This is a genomic window from Halarchaeum sp. CBA1220 (genome assembly GCF_003721175.2).
Classification (GTDB): Archaea; Halobacteriota; Halobacteria; order Halobacteriales; family Halobacteriaceae; genus Halarchaeum; species Halarchaeum grantii.
Genome location: NZ_CP054708.1, coordinates 15,752 through 38,210 on the forward strand (window position 1 = coordinate 15,752; position 22,459 = coordinate 38,210).

Sequence of the window (22,459 nt, forward strand, 5' to 3'; positions counted from 1 at the left end):
GAGCGGCAAAACTGTTGGCGTCGCGGCTATTCGCTCGCGTCGAGCTCGACGCGCTCGCCGCTGGCCGCGGACTCGTAGGCCGCCTCGACGATTTCGACGGCCTTCCGGGCCTCGCGCGCGTCGAGCTCGTAGGGGTCGCCGCCCGCCACGGCGTCGCAGAACGCCTCGACGTTCCGACCGTACTCGGAGACGTCGTCCGACGCGACGGCGTCGCCCGCGCCGTCCTCGCGGAACGACCACGTCTCGCGCTCGCCCTCGACGAGCTCCGCGCTCCCGTCGCGCCCGCCGACCTGTATCCGCCTGTCCATCCCCGGGTACGCCGAAGTCGCCGCGAACACCTGCCCGAGCGTCCCGTCCCGGTAGCGGAGCGTGAGGACGGCGGTGTCCTCGACTTCGACGTCGCTCCCGTCGTGCGCGCGTCGCGCCGTCTCCGCGAACACCGACGCGACGGGGTTCACGGACGGGTCGACGCCGGCGGCCGCGCCCGCAATCCACTGCGCGACGTCGACGCTGTGGATGGTCTGGTTGATGAGCGCGCCGCCTCCGTCGAGGTCGCGGGTGCCGTGCCAGCTCCCCCGGTAGTAGTCGTCGTCGCGCCACGACGGCACGTAGGCGTTCACGGCGGCGAGCGGCCCGAAACGCCCGGACGCGGCGGCCTCGTGGAGTGCGCGGACGGTGGGGCGATAGCGGTTCTGGAAGACGCCGCCGAGGCGGACGCCCGCGTCCTCGCAGGCCGCGATCATCTCGTCGACGCGCGCGGTCGTTATCTCGAGGGGTTTCTCGCAGAGGACGTGCACGCCGGCGTCCGCGGCGGCGCGCACCGGGTCGAGGTGCGCGCCCGAGGGCGTGCAGACGAGCACGGCGTCGAGGTCGGCGTCGGCGAGCATGCGCTCGTAGTCGGCGTACCACGCGCAGTCGTACGTCCCGGCGAAGGCCTCGCCGCGCGAGCGGGTGCGACACGACGCCGCGACGAGCGAGACGCCGTCGAGCGGCGCGACGCCGCGAGCGTGCGTGTCCGCGACCGAGCCGATACCGATGAGTCCGAGTCGGTGAGTCACACCGTCCCCTCGCTGACGACGCACAAAACGATGTCGGCGCCCGGGCGCCTTCGAACTCGTTCTCACCGCGAGAACTGTTTGTGCCCGACCGGGAGCGACCGACGGTCACCCGCTCCCGGCGAGAACGGCCGCATATCGGGTCACTGGACGGCATCGCACGCGCATTCTCCTGTCCTTTACGTCGATAGTTGTGTAACGCCGTCACCCACTTCGTTCGCGTGGGGGAAACGAATCGGACCGTCTTCCGACTCCGACCGCGACGCCCGCGTCCGTGTCGCGGACGCCGCGAGAAGACGTTCCCGCAGGGAGAACGGTATCGGGGTTACTCCAGTGCCGCCGGCTGCTCGTAGGACGGGTCGTTGACGAAGCGCTCCATCTCGGCGGAGAGCGAGAGGCGCGTCCCGCTCGGAATCGACACCTCGAGTTCGCTCCCATCCACCTCGACCTCGCGGCCGTCGTCGTCGCGCACCGTGCCGAACTCGTGCTCGCCGTACGCGCCCGCCTGCACGATCATCTCGCGGTCCCGTCCGCCGACGTTCACGAGCGTCAGCTCGATGCCGTCCGGCGTGACGTCCTCGACGAGCGCCGCGACGCCCTCGGGGAGGCCCGGGCGCCCCTCGCCGACGTCGAAATGGCGGACCTGCGCCATCACGAGGCCGCCGTAGTAGACCGGCTGGGGCGCGCCCATCGTCAACTGGAGGAGCCCCTTCTCGCAGACCGGGTTCCGGTCGCGGAGGTAGTCCTCGTCGGGGTCCTCGGGCGCGAACCCCTCCTCGCGCATCAGCGCGCGGCGCTCCTGGACCTGCGCGTGACTCGCGTCCATGATGCGCTCGGGGTAGTCCTCGAAGTCGCCGTCGAGATACGCCAGCCACGCGTACTCCTGCCCGTCGGCGTGCTTCGTCTTCGCGCGCGGGTCGACGCGCCGCCAGTCCTGCTTCCCCCAGTCGCGCAGCGAGCGCACCCGCTCGCGGTCCGCCTCGGACTGGGACATGTACCAGAGGTGGATCGCGTACGGGTCGTCTTTGTGTGTCTGGAACTCGTACCAGCCGTCCTCGTACTTCACCTCGCCGTCGTCCTCGCGGAGGACGCCCGAGGCGTTGTAGTGGTAGTTCCCCGGATCGCCGTACTTGTGGGGGATGTGGAGGGTGTCGTGGACGGCGTCCGAACTCACCTCGATACCGTTCTCCATCAGGATGTCGAGCTGCGAGCGCGGGAAGTCGAGGTACTCCCGGTCGCCGTCGAGGAGGACGGCGTTCTCGGCGGCGACGGTCGGCCCGATGCCGATGTAGTGCCAGCCGCCCCACGACCACCCGTAGTAGCCGCCGTACCACTGCCCGGCGACGCCGCCGATCTCGCCGTCGCGCGAGACGTTGTCCGGGATTATGCCGCCGTTCTCGGCGGTGCGCTCGCGCCACGCCTCGATATAGTCGAACACCCACTCGCGGTACTCCTCGTCGCCCGTGTGGAGGTAGGCGTTCGTCATCAGGCTCGTGACGTTGAGGTTGAGCGGGATGTCGCCCGTCGAACACCGCTCGTTCAGCACCTCGAAGAGACGCTCCTCGTTCGCGGGGTCGTGGAGGTCAGCGGCCTCGTCGAACTCCTCGATGTCGCGCCACGGGAGGCTGTGGCGATACCAACGGTAGTCGGCGCCGTAGCCGTGGTGCTCGTACTTCTCGAAGTCGCAGAAATCCGGGCCCATGCTCCCGTTCTGCGGGCCGCGAACGAGGCGCTTCTCGGCGTCGTAGTTGCCCGTCTCCGAATCGCCGAAGTAGAGGGAGGCGAAGCGCTCGGCCCGCTCGACGACGGTGTCGTCGCCGGGGTCGGCGAGGCCCATGTTGTACGTGTAGAGGTTGCCCTCGCCGAGGTGGAACCAGTCGCGACACTGGTCGAACTCGTCGACGTACATCGGGTGGCCGTACGGGGTCTCGGTCTCGGAGAGCACGTCGATGGCGGCCTCGTACTTCTCCGTGGCGTACTCGAGGAGGCGGTCGTCGCCGCCCATCGCGTAGACGAGCGGCCAGTTGTAGAAGCCCTCGATGATGTCGTCGGAGCCGTCGAGGCCGACGTAGTCCTCGGGCGGCCAGAGGGGATCGCCGTCCTCGTCGAAGTAGTGCTCGACGAAGTCCTCGACGGCCTCCGTCGAGACGTCGAACAGCCGGCGTTGCGATACCGCCCACTCCGGGGGCGTCGAAACCGAGCGTACTGCCTCGAATCGAGACATGCGCTCTACGGGTACCCGCGCCGTAATCAATATTGGGGTCACCTCCTGAATAGGGTCTGAAAAATGATTAACTATTTATCCCCCTACCGATAACACGGGTAGTATGCCAGAAGGTAGCAACTGGCGGGACCGCGTGAGTAGTCGACGGTCGTTCCTCAAGTACGGCGCCGCAGGCGGCGCCACGCTCCTCGCCGGCTGTGGCGGGAACAGCGACCCGGTGACCAGTAGCGGTGGCGGCGCCACGACCAGCAGCGGCGGTGGCGGGAACGCCGACACGACGAGCTTCCGACTCTTCGACCCGCTCACGAGCGGTGCCCTCCCGACGGAACGTCACTTCAACCCGTGGAACCCGACGCAGTCCGGCTGTTGGCACCCCGGCGCATGCGTCTTCGACCGACCCGCCGTCTACAGCCCGACGAAGAACGAGGCGTACGCACTGATGGCTCAGTCGTGGGAGATGACGGGCGACTCGACGCTCGAAGTCACCTTCAGCGACGAGTGGACGTGGCACAACGGCGACCAGTTCGTCGCCCAGGACTGGGTGATGCAACAGCAGATCGAGAACGAGATCATCGCCGCCGGGGACTCCGAGTCGGACCCGCTCATCAGCTCGGTGGAAGCCACCGACGACTTCCACGCACGTATCGAACTCAACCAGCCGCTCTCCGAGATCTTCGCCGTTCAGAACACCATCGGCATCTACAACGGCAACCTCGCTCGCGGCGTGTTCACCAAGCACGACGACGACAAGTGGAGCGACTGGCACCAGCGGCTCCGAGACAACAGCGGCGAGGAGAAGATGTCCGTCGTCGAGGAGATCACGTCTGCGACCTACCCCATGATCAACTCCGACGAGGAGTGGATCGGCAACGGCCCCTTCCAGATCTCCGAGGTCGGCGACGACCGCATCGTGATGACGAAGTACGAGGACCACCCGAACGCCGACCAGATCAACTTCGACCAGTTCGTCCTCAAGGAGTTCACGCAGAACAAGCCCTTCCAGCCGTACGCGAACAACCTCGTCGACGGCGCGTTCAGCGGCTTCCCGGTGAAGGAGAGCCTGCGGAGCCAACTCCCCGCCGAGACGACGCTCTACCGAGAGGGGCGCTCCTCGAACAAGCTCATCACGTTCAACTGCGGCTACAACGTCGACAACGAGTCGCCGATGAACAACAACAACGTGCGCAAGGCCGTCGCGCACGTCTACGACCGCCAGCGCGTCAAGCCCCTCCTCCAGGGCGTCCAGCGCATCTTCGAGTGGGCGCCGTGCCGCGTCCCCGGGAAGGTCCTCGAAGAGGGCGAAGTCGACGCGACCGAGTGGGTGGAGGACTTCACCCTCTACGGCCAGAACGACACCGAGCGCGCCACCCAACTGCTCGAGGCCGAGGGCTACTCGCTCGAAGGCGGGCAGTGGTACACCCCGAGCGGCGAGCGCTTCCAGATCAGCATCATGAACGGTGCGAAGGCCCAGCAGATTCAGGTGCTCAAGCAGTGCCTGAAGGAGTTCGGTATCGCCGTCGAGCAGCAGCAGGTCGACGACGCGACGTTCGACCAGCGCCGCAAGAACGGCGACTTCGACATCATGCCGGACGGCTCTTCCGCGAACGGCATCACGGCCCTCTGGTCCGTCGGCCTGCTCGCCGAGTGGATCCAGTCCATCACGCACTTCAACCCGAACGCGGAGATCCCGATGCCGGTCGGCGACCCGAGCGGCTCCAGCGGCACGAAGGAGATCAACGTCCGCGAGCACATCCTTCAGTGGCAGTCCACGAGCGACCCGCAGTACCACAAGGAGCTGATGTGGTGGTGGAACCAGACGCTCCCCGAGATCGAGGTGCTCTACCAACCGGACGCCGGCGCGTACGACGGCGCGAACTGGGACATGTCGGTTCGCGACGGCATCAAGAACGGCGTCGACGACGCCGTCTACGTCGCGCCGAAGATGGGAGGTCTCAGCAAGAAGTGAGGCCGGCCGTCCGTCGACCCGCTCCCTGCTAGTCCACCGTCACTCGCCCGAACGGGGTATTTATTACCTCATGGTGTGTTCGCTTCTCTCATGGGTCTGCTTCAGACTGCGTCGCGAACGATAATCGCCGTCGACATCCTCTTCGCGTTGCTTCTCGCGTTCTCGTTCCAGTACATCGAGCCCGGGACGTCCTCGTACATCGTCGCGCAACTCACTCTCGCCCCGATCGTGCTCACGTTCGTCGCGGGCGTCCTCGTCCTCTACACGGGCTGGGACCCGTTCGACTGACCGCCGTCCGCGAAATGCGACACATTAATAATGTACCTTCTCGAACACCGTATACGACTGTGTCATGGTATCACTAGGATGGCGCGCACGCCGGTTCGGACAGTCCCTGTTCACCATCTGGGCTGTCACATCCCTCTCGTTCGTCCTGGCGCGGCTCATGCCGGGCAACCCGATGGGGGCGATGATCAGGAGACTCGAACAGCAAGGAGTGAATCCGGTTCGCGCGCGCGAACTCGTGCAGCTCCGATTGAGTATCGACCCGACGAAACCGATCCCGGTCGCGTACGTCGAGTACTTCGTGAACCTCGCGCAGGGGAACCTCGGCATCTCGACGTACTACCAGCAGCCGGTCGCTGACGTCCTCGCGAGCGCGCTTCCGTGGACGCTGTTCGTGCTGAGCTGGTCGGTGTTCCTCAGCTTCTTCATCGGCATCTCCGTCGGCGCGCTCATGGCGTACTGGGAGGGTGGGAAGCTCGACGTCGGGCTGACCTCGTGGGCTATCCTCATGGGGTCGATCCCGTTCTACGTCCTCGCCATCCTCCTCCTCATCTTCCTCTCCTACCGGTGGCAAATCTTCCCGGTGGGTGGGCGTGAACCGACCGGCCTCGCACCCGGATTCAACCTCCCGTACATCGTCGGCATCGTCGAGCACGCGACGCTCCCGATCGTCTCGATGCTGGTCGCCTCCGGCATCGCCTCGCTCGGGATGCGCGGGAACTCCATCCGCGTCCTTGGCTCCGACTATCTCCGCGTCGCCCGCCTCCGCGGGCTCTCCGACGTCACGATATCGACGCAGTACGTCGCGCGAAACGCCGTCCTCCCGATGTACACGACGCTCCTCATCAGCATCGGTGAGATGTTCGGCGGCTCCGCCGTCCTCGAGCAGGTCTTCCAGTATCGCGGCCTCGGGTTCTACCTCCTGTCCGCGATCTACCAGCGCGACTACCCGCTCATGATGGGGGGCTTCCTCCTCATCACGGCCGCCGTCGTCATCGCCCTCCTGTTCGCCGACCTGACCTACTCGCTCATCGACCCGCGTGCGGGAGGTGAGGACCAGTGACCGCCTCGGTTCCCGACTCGACCCTCGACGACTCACACGGAGCACACAACCCATGACTGACTCGAACCCCACCGACGACCAGCCCGACGACGCCACCACCGCCGTCACCGATGGCGGGGAGGCCTCCTCGCCGTTCGAGGTGGTCTCGCAGACGAAGGAGAGCCGACAGGACCGCCTCTGGAAGCTCTTCGACAGCTACGTTCGGGCCCCGGTCGCCATCGTCTGGCGCGACTGGCGCGCGCGCATCGGCTTCACCATCGTCCTCATCTACCTCGTCATGGGTATCGTCGGCCCGCACGTCATCGAACCGACCGCCGTCACCGACGGCCCCGCGCTCGTCCAGCCCTTCGAGAGCCTCGAGTTCCCGCTCGGTACGGACTCGATGGGCCGCGACCTCTTCGCACAGACCGTCTACTCGACGACGACGATACTGAAGATGATAACCGCCGGCGCGCTCTTCACCATCACCCTCGGCACGACCGTCGGCGCCATCGCCGGCTACAAGGGCGGGATGACCGACACCGTCCTCAGCTCCATCACGGACGTCTTCATCAACATCCCGGGCTTCCCGCTCGTGATGGTGCTCGCGCTCCTCCTCCCCATCGGCGGCAACCCGTTCGTCGTCGGCATCCTCCTCTGCACGGCGTCGTGGGGCGGCCTCGCGCGCTCGATTCGCTCACAGGTGCTGACGCTTCGCCAGGAGTCCTTCGTCGAGGCCTCGCAGGCGATGGGGCTCTCGACGAACCGCATCGTCTTCAAGGAAATCGTCCCGCACCTGATGCCGTTCGTCGTCATCAACCTCACGAACGCCGCGCGCCGCGTCATCTTCGAGGCGGCGGCGCTCTACTACCTCGGTATCCTCCCGTTCAGCAACCTGAACTGGGGTGTCGTCCTGAACCTCGCGTACACGTCCGGCGCGTACTACCAGCCGGGCGCGCTCCACTGGTTCCTCGTGCCGATGGGCGCCATCGTCTTCCTCTCCATCGGCCTCATCCTCCTCGGACAGTCCCTCGACCGCGTCTTCAACCCGCGCGTCCGCGCTCGCCACGAGAAGCGCACTGACGCGGGCGACGACCTGAGCAGCGACCACGGTGGTGTCTGAATCCATGACCGTCTCCGAAACACAGTACACTCGAACCCCGGCCGGTACCGACCCGATACTCGAAGTCCGGAACGCCTCCGTCTCCTTCGACATGGAGCGCGGCGAGTCGCGCGTTCTCGACGACGTCTCGATAGACATCCAGCGCAACGAAGTGCTCGGCGTCGTCGGTGAATCCGGGAGCGGGAAGTCGATGTTCGCGTCCGCGATGCTGGACGCCATCCCGGAGCCTGGCCTCATCGACGGCGAAATCACGTACCGCCCCGAGGACGGCGAGCCCATCGACGTCCTCAACCTCTCCAAGCAGGAGCTCAAGGAGTTCCGCTGGGAGGAGGTCTCCATGGTCTTCCAGGGCGCGATGAGCTCGTTCAATCCCGTTCGGAAGATCGAGACGCACTTCGTCGAGACGCTGAGTTCGCACGACTACAACGTCGACGACGGCATGGAGCGCGCTCGCGGTATCCTGCGTGACCTCTACCTCGACCCGGAGCGCGTCCTCGACGCCTACCCGCACGAGCTCTCCGGTGGGATGAAGCAGCGCGCGCTCATCGCGCTCTCGCTCATCCTCGAACCCGAGGTGCTCGTGATGGACGAGCCGACGGCCGCGCTCGACCTCCTGATGCAGCGCTCCATCATCGCGCTCCTCCAGGACCTCAAGGAGCAGTACGATCTGACTATCGTCTTCATCACGCACGACCTCCCGCTCGTCGCGGACGTCGCGAGCCGCGTCGGCGTCCTCTACGCCTTCGAGTTCGCGGAGATCGGGCCGACCGAGGAGATCCTGGAGCACGCGACCCACCCGTACACGCGCCTCCTCCTGAAGTCGACGCCGAACCTCGAGTCGCCGATCGAGGCGATGCGCCCCGTCGAGGGGAGCGCGCCCGACCCCGTGAACGTCCCGTCCGGCTGTTCGTTCCACCCGCGCTGTCCGCTCGCGGACGAGCAGTGCGAGCAGACCGACCCGAGCGCCTACGCGGTCGACTCGGACCACCACGTCCACTGCCACCACTGGGAGGACGCCGAGGAGGCCATCCCGATGGTCGACGCGGACATCGACGACTACGACGACACCGCGCTCGCGACGACGGCCGACCAGAACTCGGACGACCCCGTCGTCTCCCTCGAGGACGTCGAGGTCCACTTCGAGACGGAGTCGGGATTCCTCGACTTCTTCTCCGACCCCGACGTGGTGCGCGCCGTCGACGGCGTCAGCCTCGACGTCTACGAGAACGACGCGGTCGTCCTCGTCGGCGAGTCCGGCTGTGGGAAGACGACGCTCGGGAAGACCGCCGTCGGCCTCCAAGAGCCCACGGGCGGCTCCGTGAAGTACCGGGGCGAGGACATCTGGGACGTCCACGACGGTCGGGGGAGCGGCGACGTCGACTGGGGGACGATTCGGCGCTCGCTCCAGATCGTCCACCAGGACCCGGGGAGCTCGCTCAACCCGCACCGGCGCGTGAAGGCGTCACTCGAGGAGCCGCTTCGCCGCTGGAACGCCGACCTCGACGGGAACGACCGCACGCAGCGCATCCTCAGCTTGCTGTCGCACGTCGGCATGACGCCACCGGAGGACTACATCGAGCGCTACCCCCACCAGCTCTCCGGCGGCGAGCAACAGCGCGTCGCGCTCATCCGCGCGATGCTGATGAACCCCGAACTCATCCTCGCGGACGAACCCGTGAGCGCGCTCGACGTGAGCCTGCGCGTCGAGATGATGGATCTCCTCATCCGCCTGCAGGACACCTTCGACACCTCCTACCTCTTCGTCAGCCACGACCTATCGAACGCCCGCTACATCGCGCGCAAGACCGGCGGACGCATCGGCGTCGTCTACCTCGGCGAGCTCGTCGAGGTCGGCCCGCCCGAACAGATAATCAACGACCCCCAGCACCCCTACACGCAGGCGCTCCGGTGGGCGACGCCCGAACTCGACGCGGACCGGGGGTCGACGGAGCCGCCGATTCGGAAGATCGACATCCCGGACCCGACGGACCCGCCGAGCGGCTGTCGCTACCACACGCGCTGTCCGGAGGCGCGCGAGGTGTGCACGCAGCAGACGCCGCCGGCGTACGAGGCCTCCGGTGAGGCGTCCCACCGCGCGACCTGCTTCCGCACGCAGGCGGACCACGAGTACTGGCAGAGCGAGCCGATCACGGACGACGACCTCGACGACGCCATCGACTCGCCGGGTCCCGAGAGCGCGCCGAGCGACGACTGACACCCCCGCTGATTTATTGTCTCGCGGTGCGCCGTCTCCGTATGGCCGAACACCTCGCGTTCGTCTGCTCGACCGACAGCGAAGACGCCGGCGTCTACGGCGTCCGCGTCGAGACGGAGTCCGGCGACCTTCGCCGAACCGACGCCCTCGCGGTGGCGCGACCCACCTACCTCGCCGCGCACCCGGACGGCTCGACGCTGTACGCGGCGAACCGCGACGCGGGCGGCCGCGTCGCCGCATTCGACGTCGACCACGACGCGGGCGCGCTCACACGGCTTTCCGACGCCGACAGCGGCGGCGCGGGGCCGTGTTACGTGAGCGTCGACCCCGCCGGCCGCTTCGTCTACGCCGCGAACTACGACGCCGGGACGGTCGCGATGTGTCCGCTCGCCGACGACGGCCGGCCCGGTGCGCCGACGGCGGTCGTCGAGCACGAGGGCTCCGGCGTCGTCGACGGTCGACAGGACGCCCCGCACCCGCACTCCGTCGTCCCGTCGCCGAGCGGTGCGTTCGTCTACGCGCCCGACCTCGGGACGGACCGCGTCGTCGCGTACCGCGTCGACGGCCCGAACGGGACGCTCGTTCCGGTGCCCGAGGCGGACGCCGTCCTCCCGGACGGGTCGGGGCCGCGCCACCTCGCGTTCGCGCCGGACGGCGAGACGGCGTACGTCGTGAACGAACTCGAGGCGACGCTCACCGCGCTCGCGGTCGACGGTCGCGGTCGGCTCTCCGCGCGCGCCCACGTTCGGACGCTTCCCGCCGGTGTGGACGCCGCTACGACCAAGGGCGCGGACGTCCACGTTCATCCGTCGGGGCGGTGGGTGTACGCGTCGATTCGGGGCCACGACGTCGTCTCGGTCATCGACGCCCGCGACCCGGACGCGCTCGAGCTACTGACGACGGTCTCGACGGACGGCGTGAAGCCGCGCGACATCGTGCTCGACCCGACGGGGTCGCTGTTGCTCGCTGAGAACCGCGATAGCGACACGCTCGTCGCCTTCTCGGTGGATGAGGAGTCGGGTGCGCTCGAACGGACGGGCACGGCGTGCTCGATTCCGCGTCCGACGTGCGCGGCGTTCGTGGGGAACTGAGCGGAGGAGAGCTACTGGCGCTTCCACCAGACGAAGGTGTGGCCGACGACACCGACGACGACGAGGCCGGCCCCCCAGACGGCGACGATGGCCGCCCACGGGCCGGTGTTGATGGCGTAGCCGAGCAGTATCTCGACGAGGCCGACGACGGCGAGCAGTAACAGCACGGAGTGTCGGACTGTCCGGAGAACGGACCGGTCGAGTGGGCTTGCGGAGTCACGGGTCTCCTGCACGGAACTCATGATAGCATGGTACACCATCACAGTATATATTGATTGTGATGGTCGATTGCGACGGGTCCGATTCCGCCCTCTCTGTCCCGCCGGGAACGCATCCGTTGCCGTGTGGCACGCTAACGCCGATGGGTTTAAGCAGTCTCACGGTTATTCGAATGTATGCCATTGTCAGCCGACGGTGTCCGGAACCGGCTCCGTGGCGTCGCCGCCGGACTCCTCACACCGTTCGACGACGACCTCGACATCGAGCACGCGAAGATCGAAGCGAACGCGCGCGACCTCCACTCGCAGGGCATCGAGACGTTCCTCGCCGCCGCGAACATCAGCGAGTACCACTCGCTCTCCCAGCAGGAGCGCATCGACGTGACGGAGACGAGCGTGAACGCGCTCCCGTCGGACGCGTGCGTGCTCGCCGGCGTCGGTGGAAGCACGGACAACGCCGTCGAACTCATCGAGGCCTACGACCGCATCGGCGTCGACGCGATGATGATCATGCCGCCGGACTTCACCTACCTCCACGAGCGCGGCCTCCTCGAGTACTACCGAAAACTCGACGCCGCGACCGACACGCCGCTCGTCCCGTACGTTCGGGGCTTCGACCCCTCCGTCGACTACCTCGCTGACCTCACGCGCGTCGACGGTGTCGTCGGCATCAAGTACGCTCTGCAGGACGCCGTGAAGCTCGGTGCGGGCGTCTCCGCCGGCGCGGACGACGTCGTGTGGGTAGACGGGCTCGCGGAACCCTACGCCGTCTCCTTCTGGGCGGAGGGCGTGGAGGGGTTCTCCGCCGGCGTCAGCAACTTCCGCCCCGAGGTCGGCCTCGAACTCTTCGACGCGCTCTCGGCGGGGGAGTGGGCGCGCGCTCGCGAGATTCGGAACGTCTGCCTGCCCTATCAGCGCTTCCGCGACGAATCCGGTGACGACAACCAGATACAGGGCGCGATCAGCGTCTCTGCCGTCAAGAAGGGCCTCGAACTCGCGGGTCTCCACGGCGGGAACGTCCGCGAGCCGATCTGTCCGCTCTCCACGTCCGACGAACGCCGCGCCGAGGAACTGTACGACCGTCTCGACGCCGACATCGAGCGCGTCGTCACCTGAACCGTCCACGCTCGTTCTTCCGCACCGCCGGGTCGCCGAGCATCGGCCAGACGTTCACGTTCTCCTTCCGAGAACCAATTCTGCGTCCCTCGCTTCGACACCCCCGATCTGTACCCGCTCACGCCGAACGTGTCGCCTCACCTGCACCACCTCCCCCAGAGGGGTTCTCGTGGGGAGAACGGGAGTCGGCCCGATACCCCGAATTCGTTACAGCAATACTGGTGTAAATGACTGTGCGTATGGGCGGATTTCGGCGGTAGCGCGGCCGTCGCCGCCGTCGACCGCGACGCCCGATTCGTTCCTCTCGCGAGAACGAGTCAGGGTGCGCCGAGTGACTTCCCGCCGTCCACGGGGAGCGTCACCCCGGTGACGAAGGAGGCGTCCGCCGACGCGAGGAAGGCGACGACGGACGCCACCTCGGACGGCTCGGCGGCCCGCCGCAGGACGCCCGCCTCGCTCCCGCCACGCGTCGTCTTCGCCTCCCGATACGCCGCCGGGTCCTCGACGTCCCGCAGGTGGTACTCAGTTATCACCCACCCCGGCGCGACGGCGTTCACGCGCACGCCGTCCGCGGCGTGATCGCACGCCATGTCGCGCGTCAGCGAGAGGACGCCGCCCTTCGCCGCGTCGTACTGTCCCCACGCCTCGCGGCCGAGCGTCGCGTTCACCGACGAGACGTTCACCACCGCGCCGCCGTCCATCAGCGGGAGGACGTGCTTGCTGGAGAAGGCGACGCCCTTCAGGTTCACCCCGAGGATGCGGTCCCAGTCGTCTTCGGTGGCGTCCGTCACCGGCCCCGGGTCGACGCGGATGCCCGCGTTGTTCACGAGGACGTCCACCGATCCGAACGCCGCCGCGACGCGCTCGGCCATCGCTGCGACCGCTCCCTCGTCGCTCACGTCCGCCTCGACGGCTATCGCGTCTACGCCGTGCTCGTCCTCGATATCGCGCGCCGTCTCAGCGGCCGCCTCATCGTCCCAGTCGACGACGGCGACGGCCGCGCCCTCGGCGGCGAGTCGGCGCGCGCACGCCGCGCCGATCCCCGACCCGCCGCCCGTCACGACCGCACTCTGCGCTGTGAATCGCTCGCACATACTCGCCCCATCACGCGTCCGCGACAAAACCGCTTCGCCGCCCGCGCCTCCCGTGCCGGCGACGTCGCCACCGCGATTTCCGTCCCCTCAGGCGAAGCGCAACCGCCCGAAGTACTCCGGTGAGTGGTAGACCGGTTCGGGCTCCTCGATGCGGTTCCACGTCGCCTTCTGCGCGTCCGGCAGGCCGCTCCGGTAGAAGTTGCCCGCCCACGTCGTCCCCGTCGAGGGCGCGACGTCGAGGCCGGTGAACGACGAGAGGGCGTCGAAGGGGAGTCGCGCGGCCAGCCACCACGACTCGTCGTCCGGTCGCGGGTCCCGCGTCGCTCCCTCCTCGGACGTCTCGACGGTGATGCGTTCGGCGAGCGCCGGCGAGACGAGGTCGCGGCCGACCCCGCGCGCCGCGTACTCGGGCTCCTGCCAGCCGAGTTTGAACTGCCCGCAGCAGTTCGCCTCGAAGTTCAGGTACTTCTCGCTCGCCGGCGCCGGCCGCGCGAAGAACTCCACGGAGCTGTCCTCGAACGTCGGGCCGTTCAGCTCGGTGACCTCGGCGTGAATCTCGTGGTCGGTGACGCCGAAGTGGAGGTAGAGCGCCTCCGAATCGTAGAGCGCGCGCCCCGTCGTCAGCGGCTTCGGCCCCCCGTCGTGCCACGCGAACTCGTCGAGCGCGAACGACTCGGCGTCCGCCCACGGCGTCCCCGCGTGGTCGTCGGTGAGCGGGACGAACTCCTCGGTCTGCTCGATGACGTACTGCTTCATCACTCGGGTTTGGCCGCCTCGTCGCATAAAACTCACCCCGGTGCGTAACCATACTTTTATCTCGCATCCCACGGTACGTCGTGCCATGCGAGTACTCGTGACCGGGGCGTACGGCCGCTGTGGCACCGCGCTCATCGACCACCTCGACAACGACGAGCGCTACGACCTCACCTACCTCAACCGCTCGGACCGCTCCGACGACGACCCCTACGGCGGCTTCGACACGCACGTCGCGGACGTCGCGGACTACGAGGCGATGGCGCCCGCCTTCGAGGGACAGGACGCCGTCGTCCACCTCGCCGCCTATCCGGGGACGGGCGGGTCGTGGAGAGAAATCCTCGAATCGAACATCATCGGCGCCTACAACGCCCTCGAGGCCGCCCGCGAGCACGAGGTGGAGTCGTTCGTGTTCGCGTCGACGAACCACGTGATGGGGATGTACGAGTCGGAGTTCGCGCCAGAGCTCTACGAGCAGACACACGACCTCCTCCTCGACCACACCGACCCGGTGCGTCCCGACTCCTTCTACGGCGCCTCCAAGAGCTTCGGCGAGGACCTCGGCCGCTACTACGTCGAGAATCACGACTATCCTCAGCAGTTCTACGCGCTCCGTATCTGCACGCTCAACGGCCCCGGCTACGACCACCCCTACGGCGACGCCGAGCACGCCGTCGAGCAGGACGACGTCGAGCGCGGGAGCGCCGAGTACGAGGCGAAGGTTCGGCGCATGAAGGCGATGTGGCAGTCGCGACGCGACTTCGCCCACCAGGTCGCGTGCTGTCTCGACGACGACACCGTCGACCACGGCGTCTACTACGGCGTCAGCGACAACGCGAACCGGTGGTTCGACATCGAACGCGCGCGTGCCGACATCGGCTATCGGCCCGAGGACGACGGCGCGGCGTGGGACGCGCCGCCGGAGTAGTTCGTCTCGGCGCGCGACACGCCATATTCCTAGAAAATTCATTAAATTTTATCATACAATCTCTTTTTTGTTCTGGTGGGTTTCAGAATGGAACTAGATCGACGCACGGTACTCCGTGCGATAGGTGCGAGCAGCATCGGCGCCGTGGCGGCCTCCTACACGAGCGACCGCGCGGCAGCGGCGACCGTCGTCACTCTCCGCGGTGCGGGCGCGGACATCTGGGGGCGCGCCGACGAGGGATTCTACTACTACGACCACCACAGCGGCGACTTCGACGTTTCCGTCCGGAACACGTCGCTCGACGACACCTCCGCGTACGCCAAGGCGGGCGTCCTCGTTCGCGACTCGCTCGCCCCTGACGCGAAGGCCGTGATGGTCCGTCGCAACCCCAGTGGGGACGTCTCGCTCCAGTGGCGGCCCGAGGCGGGCGCCGAGACGCTGAGCACGACGTCGGGTGGCGAGGACCGCAGCGACGTCAGCGGCGGCACGTACAGCGCCGAGTGGCTCCGCCTCCGACGACGCAACGGTGCGTTCAGCGCCTACGCGTCTACCGACGGCGAGACGTGGACGCGCGTCGCCCGCCTCACCGCGGACGACGTCGAGCTGGGCGCCGACGTGACGCTCGGCCTGGGGGTCACGAGCCACAACGAGGGGACGCTCTGTACCGCCGAGTTCCGCGGGCTGACCGACGTCTCGCCGTCCGCCGGCACCGACATCGGCGACGTCGACCTCGCCGGAAGCGTCTCCGTCGCCGACTCCGTCCCCATCGTCCGGACGGGCGATGCGAGCGACGTCACGCACCGCTCGATGCGCCTTCGCGGGACGCTCACCGACCTCGGCGGTGCCGAGAGCGCCGAGTGCTACTTCCAGTATCGCCGCGTACCGACCGAACAGTGGCGGACGACGGCGTCCACCACCCTCGACGCGCCCGGGTCGTTCGACCGGCGCGTCGACGGCCTCGAGAAGCGGACGTACTACCAGGTCCGCGCCGTCGTCGACGCCGGCGACGGCGACACGAACTACGGCGCGACCGACGCCGTCGGCACGCCGAGTCCTGCCAACAGCGGCTCCTCGGAGCGCCACCGGGACGCCGGACCGTCCACGCGTTCGCGCTTCGCCCCCGGTGACGGCTTCGCGAGCGTCGCGCCGTGGCTCGACGACGACACCCCGGTCATTCGCATCACCGAACCGACGCTCGCGCAGCTCTCCCGGGCGCTCAGTGTCGACGGCCCGCGTATCGTCGCCTTCGAGACGAGCGGCACCATCGACCTCCAGCGCGAACACCTCACCGTCACGAGCGACGAACTCTACGTCGCCGGACAGACCGCCCCCTCGCCCGGCATCACGCTCGTTCGCGGGGACGTCACGATCAACGCCGACGACTGCGTCGTCCAGCACATCCGTGTCCGCGGCGGCGACGCGAACGCGGACGTCGGCTGGGAGCCGGACGGCCTCCGCACCGAGGACGGGACGTCGAACAACGTCATCGACCACTGCTCGGTGTCGTGGTCGGTCGACGAGAACCTCTCTGCGGGCTACGACACCACCGACACGACGATATCGAACTGCCTCATCGCCGAGGGCCTCGCGAACGCCACCCACCACAAGGGCGAGCACTCCACGGGGTCGCTCATCGGGAACGGCGCGAAGAACGTCGCGCTCCTCGGGAACGTCTGGTCGGACAACGTCGACCGCAACCCCCGGATGAAGAAGGGGACGCACGACGTCCTCGTGAACAACGTCGTCGCGCACTTCGACGATGCGGCCGTCATGGGCGACTCCACGGTCGCGACGATAGTCGGCAACGCCTTCGTCGACGCCGCGGACACCGCGGACGCCGCCGTCGAGAACGGACACGCCTACCTCGAGGACAACCGCGCGGACGACGCCGTCGCACTCACTGACGGCGTCGAAACGCTCGAGGAACGCCCGCTCTGGCCGGACGACGTCGACCCGCTTCCGGCCTCGGAGGCGCTCGAGCACAACCTCGCGAACGCCGGCGCGCGCCCCGGCGACCGAACGCCACAGGACCGGCGCATCCTCGCGGACGTCGCCGACGGCGACGGCGCGTTCATCGACAGCCAGAGCGAGGTCGGCGGCTACCCCGACCTCCCGGTGAACCGCCGGCGACTGCGCGTCCCGTCGAGCGGGACCCGCGCGTGGCTCAGCCGGCAGGCGCGCACCGTCGAGACGCCCGGCCGACGCCGGTAGCGGCGCGCCACTCCGCCCGCCGCCCGAGTGAGTGGAACGTAAACGTATATCACGGTCGCTCCCGTGGGTCGAGTCGTGCGACACGACTCCATCCAGTTCCACAACGCCGCCGAACTCCGCGACGTCGACGACCACGACGGCCGGCGCGTCCAGCGCGCCCCCGAGGCCGTCCGCACCGAGTTGAACGACGGCGCGCAAACTCGGATGTGCCACCCGGCGGGCGTCGAACTCCGCTTCGTTCCCGACCCCGGTGAGACCGTCGAAGTCACGCTCTCGACGGACGTCCGCGAGAGCACCGTCCGGGTCTTCTGGGGCCCGTTCCAGAGCGAGCAGGCCGTCGAAGTCGGCGCGGAACCGACGACGGTCGCCGTCGAGTTCCCCGAGAAACTCGGGCGCATCCGCGACGAGCACCGCGACGGTCTCGACTACGCCCCGGAGGTGTGTCGCCTCCGCCTCCCCGGCGAGCACCGCGGCGGCCACGTCTTCTACCACGGCGCCGACGGCGCGCGCCGCCCACCCCGCGACGCCGAACTCCCCGACCGGCGCTACCTCGCCTACGGCACGTCCATCACGGAGGGCGAAGCGCCGCTCGCCGAGCACCTCACGTACGTCTCGCAGGCCGCGACGCGCCTCCGCGCCGACCCTATCAACCTCGGGTCGTGCGGCACCGCGTTCTGCGACGCGGCCATCGCCGACCACATCGCCGAGCGCGACGACTGGGACGTCGCGACGCTCGCGATTTCGGTCAACATGGTGAAGTACTTCTCCGTCGAGGAGTTCCGCGAGCGCGCCGACTACATGGTGAACGCCGTCGCGAGCGCGAACCCCGAGAAACCGGTGGTGCCCATCACCGTCTACCCGAACGCCCGCGACGTCTGCGAGGGCTCCGACCCCGAGGGGCGCTGCGAGGCGTTCCGCGAGGCCCTCCGCGCGGTGGTCGCCGACTGCGAGCACGAGAACGTCCACCTCCTCGAGGGCCCGGACGTCCTCGACCGCCTGCAGGGTCTCACGCTCGACCTCGTCCATCCCGGCGACGACGCGATGATACGGATGGGCGAGAACGTCGCCACCGAACTCGAGGCGCTCCTCGACTAGTTCGTCCGGTTGGCCTCGACGTAGTCCCAGTCGTACTCGAGACCGAGACCCGGGCCGTCCGGCACCTCGATGTAGCCGTCCTCGGGGTGGGGGGTGTTCACCACCGCCGGGTCGTCGTTCGCCTCGTAGTCGTAACTCGGGTGGAGGAGGCCGTACTCGTGGTAGCGCCCCGGGAACGCCATCGAGCAGAGCAAGTGGAGGTTCCCGACGTTGTCGCCGTGGCTCTCGCACTCCATCCCGAACGACTCGTAGAGGCTCGCCGTCTTCTTCGCGGGCGTGATGCCGCCGACGTCCGTCACGCCGACGCGTCCGACGTCCGCGACGCCGCGCTTCGCCCACTCCGCGCGCGTCTGCATCTTCCCCTCCGCCGTCTCCGGGCCGATGACGGGGACGTCCACCTCGCTCGTCAGCCACTCGTAGGAGGACATGGAGTGCTCGTCCATCGGCTCCTCGAACCACCGGAAGTCGAGGTCGGCGAGCGCGTCACCGATGCGCTTCGCCTCCGTCCGCGCGTAGTAGTGATGCGAGTCGAGCATCAGGTCCACGTCCCGCCCGACTTCCTCGCGCACCCGCCGGCACATCTCGATGACGCGCGCCGGCGACGCGTCGTACGGCGGCATCCAACTGTGGAGTTTGATGGCTTCGAACCCCCGCGAGACGAGGTCCGACGCGAACGACGCGTACGCCTCGGGCGTCCCGAGGCCGTCGGGGTCGTCGTCACCCACCATCGTGCTCGCGTAGACGGGCACGCGGTCACGCGTCGCGCCGAGGAGCTTGTAGACCGGAAGCCCCGCGACCTTCCCGGCGACGTCCCAGAGCGCCATGTCGAGGCGGCAGACCGCCTTGTCGTGGAGCGTCCCGCCGTGGAGGCGCTGGGTGCGATAGAGCCGGTTCCAGAGCTCCTCGCGATAGAGCGGGTCCTCGCCGACGAGGTGGCGCTTCGCGATCTCGACCGCGCGCTCGTCGCCGCCCGGGCAGTAGCCGTCCGGGCCGCCCTCCACGGCGACGTGCGTCAGCGTCCCCGTCGCCTCGCGCTCCGGTCCCGGATGCGTGTGGCCCTTCTCGTCGCTCCGCCGGCGTTTCGTGCGACTGTAGCGTATCGTCTCGACGTCGACTATCTCCATCGGACTACCACAGGCCGCGCGCGAGACGCGTATATAGCTTCGGGTGCGCGGCGGGGGTCTCGGAAAAGACTAAGCACCACGCGTACCGACGACACACGTATGCGATTCGTAGACGTCACTGTGCACACGCTCTCCTCGCCCATCGACCCCCCGCAAGTCCGGGAGTTCTACGGTGGTCGCCGTCGCCTCCACAAGCGCGACTTCGTCCTCGCCGCCGTCGAAACGGCGGACGGGATGGTGGGGTACGCGCCCGCCGCCGCGACGAGCTCCGCGATGCGCGAGTACTTCGAGGGAACGAGCCACGACGACCTCGCCGACCTCCTCGAGACTCGCGTCGAGGACGCGCTCGCGGGCCTGACCGTCGAGGGCCCGTCCGACCTCCGCGACGCCGTCGCCGGCCTCGACCTCCCGACGAAACTCGCCTCGGAGGCGCTCGGCGTCCTCGACGTCGCCTACCACGACCTGCGCGGGAAGGAGCTCGGCGCACCGGTCTACGAGTTGCTCGCGGGCGACGACGTCGACCCCGCCCCGCTCGAACTCTACGCGAGCGCCGGGATGTACATGGAGCCGGAGGGCTACGTCGAGCAGGCCGAGGCGCTCCGCGAGCGCGGGTATTCCGCCTACAAGTACCGACCCGGTCTCGGCCCCGAGGAGGACGAACGCACCCTCCGTCTCCTCGACGAGGCCGTCGGCGACGAGATGGACCTCATGGTGGACGCCCACACGTGGTGGAAGCTCGGCGAGCGCTCCTACGGCTTCGAGGGGGTCGTCGAGCTGCTCGACGCCTTCGATGCCCACGACCCCTACTGGATCGAGGAACCCGTCGAGCCCGCCGACTACGACGCCTACGAGCGCCTGCGCGAGCGCACGGCCCTCCCGCTCGCGGGCGGGGAGAGCGAGGAGTCCGTCGCCGGCCTCCGTCGGCTCGCGGAGACGGGCGTCGACTTCCTGCAGGGAGACGTCCGCCACCACGCCGGCTTCACCGGCTGCTGGGAGTGCGTCGAGCTGTGCGCCGGGCGCGCGGACGTCGAGTTCGTCCCGCACAACTTCGGGACGAACCTCGGCCTCGTCGCGAACGGCCACCTCGTCGCCGCCTCCCCGGAGGACGTCCGTCTCGAACAGCCGATATTCGGTGACGGCGTCGAGGCGATGTATCCGTTCCCGCTCGCGGACGACGTCCTCGAAACGGACCTCGACATCGAGGACGGCCATCTCACGCTCCCGGACGGGCCGGGCCTCGGCGTCGAGGTGGACGAGTCCGTCGTCGAGGAGTATCCCTACATCGAGGGGGCGTGGACGGAGTTCGAGTACGACGACGCGTGAGCCGAGTGCCAGACGCTCGACTGTGCGGGGCGGTGCGTCGTCGGACCGCGCGCGTCGAGTCGCTCGTGTGAACCGCGACGCCGAAACGCGGGCGCGACGACCGGCGGGGCCGTCGCGTCCGGCGTTAGCGGACGTTCAGTAGTTGTCGTAGACGGTCTTGGAGATGGTGTAGAAGTCGATACCGGCGTCGCCCTGCTCGCGCCACGTCTCGGAGGAGGAGCGCTTGAAGCCGCCGAAGGGGACGTGGAGTTCGAGGCCGGTGGTCTTGTCGTTGACCTTCACGACGCCCGCCTCGGAGTCGTCGATGAAGCTCTTGGCCTCGGTGTGGTCGTCGGTGACGATGCTGGAGGAGAGGCCGTAGTCGACGTCGTTGGCGACGTCGAGGGCTTCCTCGTAGTCCGAGACCTTGATGACGGCGACGACCGGACCGAAGACTTCCTCTTGGGCGATGCGGTAATCGCGTTTCACATCGGTGAACACAGTGGGCTCGACGTAGAACCCGTCACCGAGGTCGTCGGGGACGCCGCCGCCGGTTTCGAGCGTCGCGCCCTCGTCCTCGGCGATGTCGATGTACTCGAGGGTGCCCTCGACCTCGGACTCGGAGACCTGCGGGCCCATGTCCGCCTCGTTGCCGGGGCCGATCTCGATGGACTCGGCCTCGTCGACGAGCGCGTCGACGAACTCGTCGTAGACGTCCTCGTGGACGATGGCGCGCGAGCAGGCCGTACAGGACTGCCCGGTCGTTCCGAAGCCACCGGACGCCACGATGTCGGCGGCCTCCTCGGGGTCGGCGGAGGAGGCGACGACCGTCGGGTTCTTGCCGCCCATCTCCATCTGGGCGCGCTTGCCGTGGTCGGTCGCCTGGTCGTAGACCATCTCGCCGACCTGCGAGCTCCCGGTGAAGGAGACGGCGTCGACCTCGTCGGCCTCGACGAAGGTGTTCGCGACGGAGCTACCGGGGCCGGTGACGACGTTCAGGACGCCGTCGGGGAGGCCGGCCTCGTCGAGGGCCTCGGCGAGCGCGACGGCGGGACCGGGGGCGACGCTCGCGGGCTTGAGGACGACCGCGTTCCCGGTCGCGAGGGCGGGCGCGAGCTTCCAGGCGGGAATCGCGATGGGGTAGTTCCACGGCGTGATGAGCGCCGCGACGCCGACGGGCTCCTGGATCGTGTAGAGGTCCGTGTCGGGGCCGCTGGCCTGTTTGCGCGTTCCGCCGAGGTCGGACGCCTTCTGTGCGAAGTAGTAGAAGATGTCGATGGCGCGCTGGACCTCGCCGGCGGCCTCGCCGCGTGCCTTCCCCTCTTCGGCGACGAGCTGGTCGGTGAGTTCCTCCTTCTTGTCGTCGAGGATCTTCGCGGCCTCGCGCAGGACCGTTCCGCGCTCGGGGCCGGGCGTCGCCGCCCACTCGTCGGCCGCCTCGGCGGCCGCCTCGACTGCCTCGGTCGCGTCCTCGCTCCCGGACTGCTGGTAGCGTGCGACGACTTCGCTCGGGTCGGCGGGGTTGACGACGTCGAGCGTCTCGCCCGTCTCCGTCGTCGTCCACTCGCCACCCACGTAGTTCTTGTTCGCGTCTGGCATGCAGACGTGTGGTTTGTC

Annotated in this window: 18 protein-coding genes; 11 read left to right on the forward strand and 7 right to left on the reverse strand. The window is 68.3% G+C overall.

Annotated features, from left to right (window positions below; all coding sequences use genetic code 11):
- Window positions 1-26 precede the first annotated feature (26 nt).
- Entirely contained in the window at window positions 27-1,058 is a 1,032-nt protein-coding gene (locus EFA46_RS10675; protein WP_123078251.1) for a Gfo/Idh/MocA family protein, read from the reverse strand.
- 322 nt (window positions 1,059-1,380) lie between these two features.
- Complete coding sequence (locus tag EFA46_RS10680; protein WP_123078253.1) at window positions 1,381-3,279, reverse strand: hypothetical protein; 1,899 nt, start codon at window positions 3,277-3,279, stop codon at window positions 1,381-1,383.
- Window positions 3,280-3,382: 103 nt separating this feature from the next.
- On the opposite strand from EFA46_RS10680, the gene EFA46_RS10685 reads away from it, so the two are divergent.
- The 6 genes from EFA46_RS10685 to EFA46_RS10710 all read left to right on the forward strand — a co-directional run bounded on the left by EFA46_RS10685 (window position 3,383) and on the right by EFA46_RS10710 (window position 11,001).
- Window positions 3,383-5,245, forward strand: a complete 1,863-nt coding sequence (locus EFA46_RS10685; protein ID WP_123078255.1) for an ABC transporter substrate-binding protein — start codon at window positions 3,383-3,385, stop codon at window positions 5,243-5,245.
- Window positions 5,246-5,335: 90 nt separating this feature from the next.
- Window positions 5,336-5,533: a hypothetical protein gene (locus EFA46_RS10690; protein ID WP_123078257.1), complete on the forward strand. Its 198-nt coding sequence runs from the start codon at window positions 5,336-5,338 to the stop codon at window positions 5,531-5,533.
- 64 nt (window positions 5,534-5,597) lie between these two features.
- The gene (locus EFA46_RS10695) at window positions 5,598-6,593 is read left to right on the forward strand and encodes an ABC transporter permease (protein ID WP_123078268.1); all 996 of its coding nucleotides are present in this window, start codon (window positions 5,598-5,600) and stop codon (window positions 6,591-6,593) included.
- Window positions 6,594-6,645: 52 nt separating this feature from the next.
- On the forward strand, window positions 6,646-7,695 hold the full coding sequence (locus tag EFA46_RS10700; protein ID WP_123078270.1) for an ABC transporter permease: 1,050 nt from the start codon (window positions 6,646-6,648) through the stop codon (window positions 7,693-7,695).
- 4 nt (window positions 7,696-7,699) lie between these two features.
- Window positions 7,700-9,910, forward strand: coding sequence for an ABC transporter ATP-binding protein (locus EFA46_RS10705; protein WP_123078272.1), 2,211 nt, complete (start codon window positions 7,700-7,702; stop codon window positions 9,908-9,910).
- A gap of 41 nt (window positions 9,911-9,951) precedes the next feature.
- Complete coding sequence (locus EFA46_RS10710; protein WP_123078274.1) at window positions 9,952-11,001, forward strand: lactonase family protein; 1,050 nt, start codon at window positions 9,952-9,954, stop codon at window positions 10,999-11,001.
- An 11-nt stretch (window positions 11,002-11,012) separates the two neighbouring features.
- Here the strand turns inward: EFA46_RS10710 and EFA46_RS10715 are convergent, their stop codons facing one another.
- Entirely contained in the window at window positions 11,013-11,243 is a 231-nt protein-coding gene (locus EFA46_RS10715; RefSeq protein WP_123078276.1) for a hypothetical protein, read from the reverse strand.
- Between the two features lie 153 nt (window positions 11,244-11,396).
- On the opposite strand from EFA46_RS10715, the gene EFA46_RS10720 reads away from it, so the two are divergent.
- Complete coding sequence (locus EFA46_RS10720) at window positions 11,397-12,335, forward strand: dihydrodipicolinate synthase family protein (RefSeq protein ID WP_123078278.1); 939 nt, start codon at window positions 11,397-11,399, stop codon at window positions 12,333-12,335.
- A 317-nt stretch (window positions 12,336-12,652) separates the two neighbouring features.
- On the opposite strand, the gene EFA46_RS10725 is transcribed toward EFA46_RS10720, so the two are convergent.
- Together EFA46_RS10725 and EFA46_RS10730 are read right to left on the reverse strand one after the other, a co-directional pair.
- Complete coding sequence (locus tag EFA46_RS10725) at window positions 12,653-13,429, reverse strand: SDR family NAD(P)-dependent oxidoreductase (protein ID WP_123078280.1); 777 nt, start codon at window positions 13,427-13,429, stop codon at window positions 12,653-12,655.
- A gap of 87 nt (window positions 13,430-13,516) precedes the next feature.
- Entirely contained in the window at window positions 13,517-14,185 is a 669-nt protein-coding gene (locus EFA46_RS10730) for a carbohydrate-binding family 9-like protein (protein ID WP_123078282.1), read from the reverse strand.
- Between the two features lie 85 nt (window positions 14,186-14,270).
- Here EFA46_RS10730 and EFA46_RS10735 point away from each other — a divergent pair, with 85 nt between their 5' ends.
- From EFA46_RS10735 to EFA46_RS10745, 3 genes are all read left to right on the forward strand, one after another.
- The gene (locus tag EFA46_RS10735; RefSeq protein ID WP_123078284.1) at window positions 14,271-15,110 is read left to right on the forward strand and encodes an NAD(P)-dependent oxidoreductase; all 840 of its coding nucleotides are present in this window, start codon (window positions 14,271-14,273) and stop codon (window positions 15,108-15,110) included.
- Window positions 15,111-15,197: 87 nt separating this feature from the next.
- Entirely contained in the window at window positions 15,198-17,321 is a 2,124-nt protein-coding gene (locus EFA46_RS10740) for a pectate lyase (RefSeq protein ID WP_123078286.1), read from the forward strand.
- A gap of 75 nt (window positions 17,322-17,396) precedes the next feature.
- Entirely contained in the window at window positions 17,397-18,416 is a 1,020-nt protein-coding gene (locus tag EFA46_RS10745; protein ID WP_123078288.1) for an SGNH/GDSL hydrolase family protein, read from the forward strand.
- Here EFA46_RS10745 and EFA46_RS10750 read toward each other — a convergent pair.
- Window positions 18,413-19,540: an enolase C-terminal domain-like protein gene (locus tag EFA46_RS10750; RefSeq protein WP_123078290.1), complete on the reverse strand. Its 1,128-nt coding sequence runs from the start codon at window positions 19,538-19,540 to the stop codon at window positions 18,413-18,415. The two genes, EFA46_RS10745 and EFA46_RS10750, sit on opposite strands and share 4 nt — an antisense overlap.
- 99 nt (window positions 19,541-19,639) lie before the next feature.
- Here EFA46_RS10750 and EFA46_RS10755 point away from each other — a divergent pair, with 99 nt between their 5' ends.
- On the forward strand, window positions 19,640-20,863 hold the full coding sequence (locus tag EFA46_RS10755) for a mandelate racemase/muconate lactonizing enzyme family protein (protein WP_123078292.1): 1,224 nt from the start codon (window positions 19,640-19,642) through the stop codon (window positions 20,861-20,863).
- A gap of 135 nt (window positions 20,864-20,998) precedes the next feature.
- Here the strand turns inward: EFA46_RS10755 and EFA46_RS10760 are convergent, their stop codons facing one another.
- Entirely contained in the window at window positions 20,999-22,441 is a 1,443-nt protein-coding gene (locus EFA46_RS10760; protein ID WP_123078294.1) for an aldehyde dehydrogenase family protein, read from the reverse strand.
- Window positions 22,442-22,459 lie beyond the last annotated feature (18 nt).

What these genes read in the sequence shown, in the direction of transcription:
- EFA46_RS10680 (WP_123078253.1), bottom strand. Translation starts at nt 3,279, where the DNA reads ATGTCTCGATTCGAGGCAGTACGCTCGGTTTCGACGCCCCCGGAGTGG.
- EFA46_RS10685 (WP_123078255.1), top strand. Translation starts at nt 3,383, where the DNA reads ATGCCAGAAGGTAGCAACTGGCGGGACCGCGTGAGTAGTCGACGGTCG.
- EFA46_RS10690 (WP_123078257.1), top strand. Translation starts at nt 5,336, where the DNA reads ATGGGTCTGCTTCAGACTGCGTCGCGAACGATAATCGCCGTCGACATC.
- EFA46_RS10695 (WP_123078268.1), top strand. Translation starts at nt 5,598, where the DNA reads ATGGTATCACTAGGATGGCGCGCACGCCGGTTCGGACAGTCCCTGTTC.
- EFA46_RS10700 (WP_123078270.1), top strand. Translation starts at nt 6,646, where the DNA reads ATGACTGACTCGAACCCCACCGACGACCAGCCCGACGACGCCACCACC.
- EFA46_RS10705 (WP_123078272.1), top strand. Translation starts at nt 7,700, where the DNA reads ATGACCGTCTCCGAAACACAGTACACTCGAACCCCGGCCGGTACCGAC.
- EFA46_RS10710 (WP_123078274.1), top strand. Translation starts at nt 9,952, where the DNA reads ATGGCCGAACACCTCGCGTTCGTCTGCTCGACCGACAGCGAAGACGCC.
- EFA46_RS10715 (WP_123078276.1), bottom strand. Translation starts at nt 11,243, where the DNA reads ATGAGTTCCGTGCAGGAGACCCGTGACTCCGCAAGCCCACTCGACCGG.
- EFA46_RS10720 (WP_123078278.1), top strand. Translation starts at nt 11,397, where the DNA reads ATGCCATTGTCAGCCGACGGTGTCCGGAACCGGCTCCGTGGCGTCGCC.
- EFA46_RS10725 (WP_123078280.1), bottom strand. Translation starts at nt 13,429, where the DNA reads ATGTGCGAGCGATTCACAGCGCAGAGTGCGGTCGTGACGGGCGGCGGG.
- EFA46_RS10730 (WP_123078282.1), bottom strand. Translation starts at nt 14,185, where the DNA reads ATGAAGCAGTACGTCATCGAGCAGACCGAGGAGTTCGTCCCGCTCACC.
- EFA46_RS10735 (WP_123078284.1), top strand. Translation starts at nt 14,271, where the DNA reads ATGCGAGTACTCGTGACCGGGGCGTACGGCCGCTGTGGCACCGCGCTC.
- EFA46_RS10740 (WP_123078286.1), top strand. Translation starts at nt 15,198, where the DNA reads ATGGAACTAGATCGACGCACGGTACTCCGTGCGATAGGTGCGAGCAGC.
- EFA46_RS10750 (WP_123078290.1), bottom strand. Translation starts at nt 19,540, where the DNA reads ATGGAGATAGTCGACGTCGAGACGATACGCTACAGTCGCACGAAACGC.
- EFA46_RS10755 (WP_123078292.1), top strand. Translation starts at nt 19,640, where the DNA reads ATGCGATTCGTAGACGTCACTGTGCACACGCTCTCCTCGCCCATCGAC.
- EFA46_RS10760 (WP_123078294.1), bottom strand. Translation starts at nt 22,441, where the DNA reads ATGCCAGACGCGAACAAGAACTACGTGGGTGGCGAGTGGACGACGACG.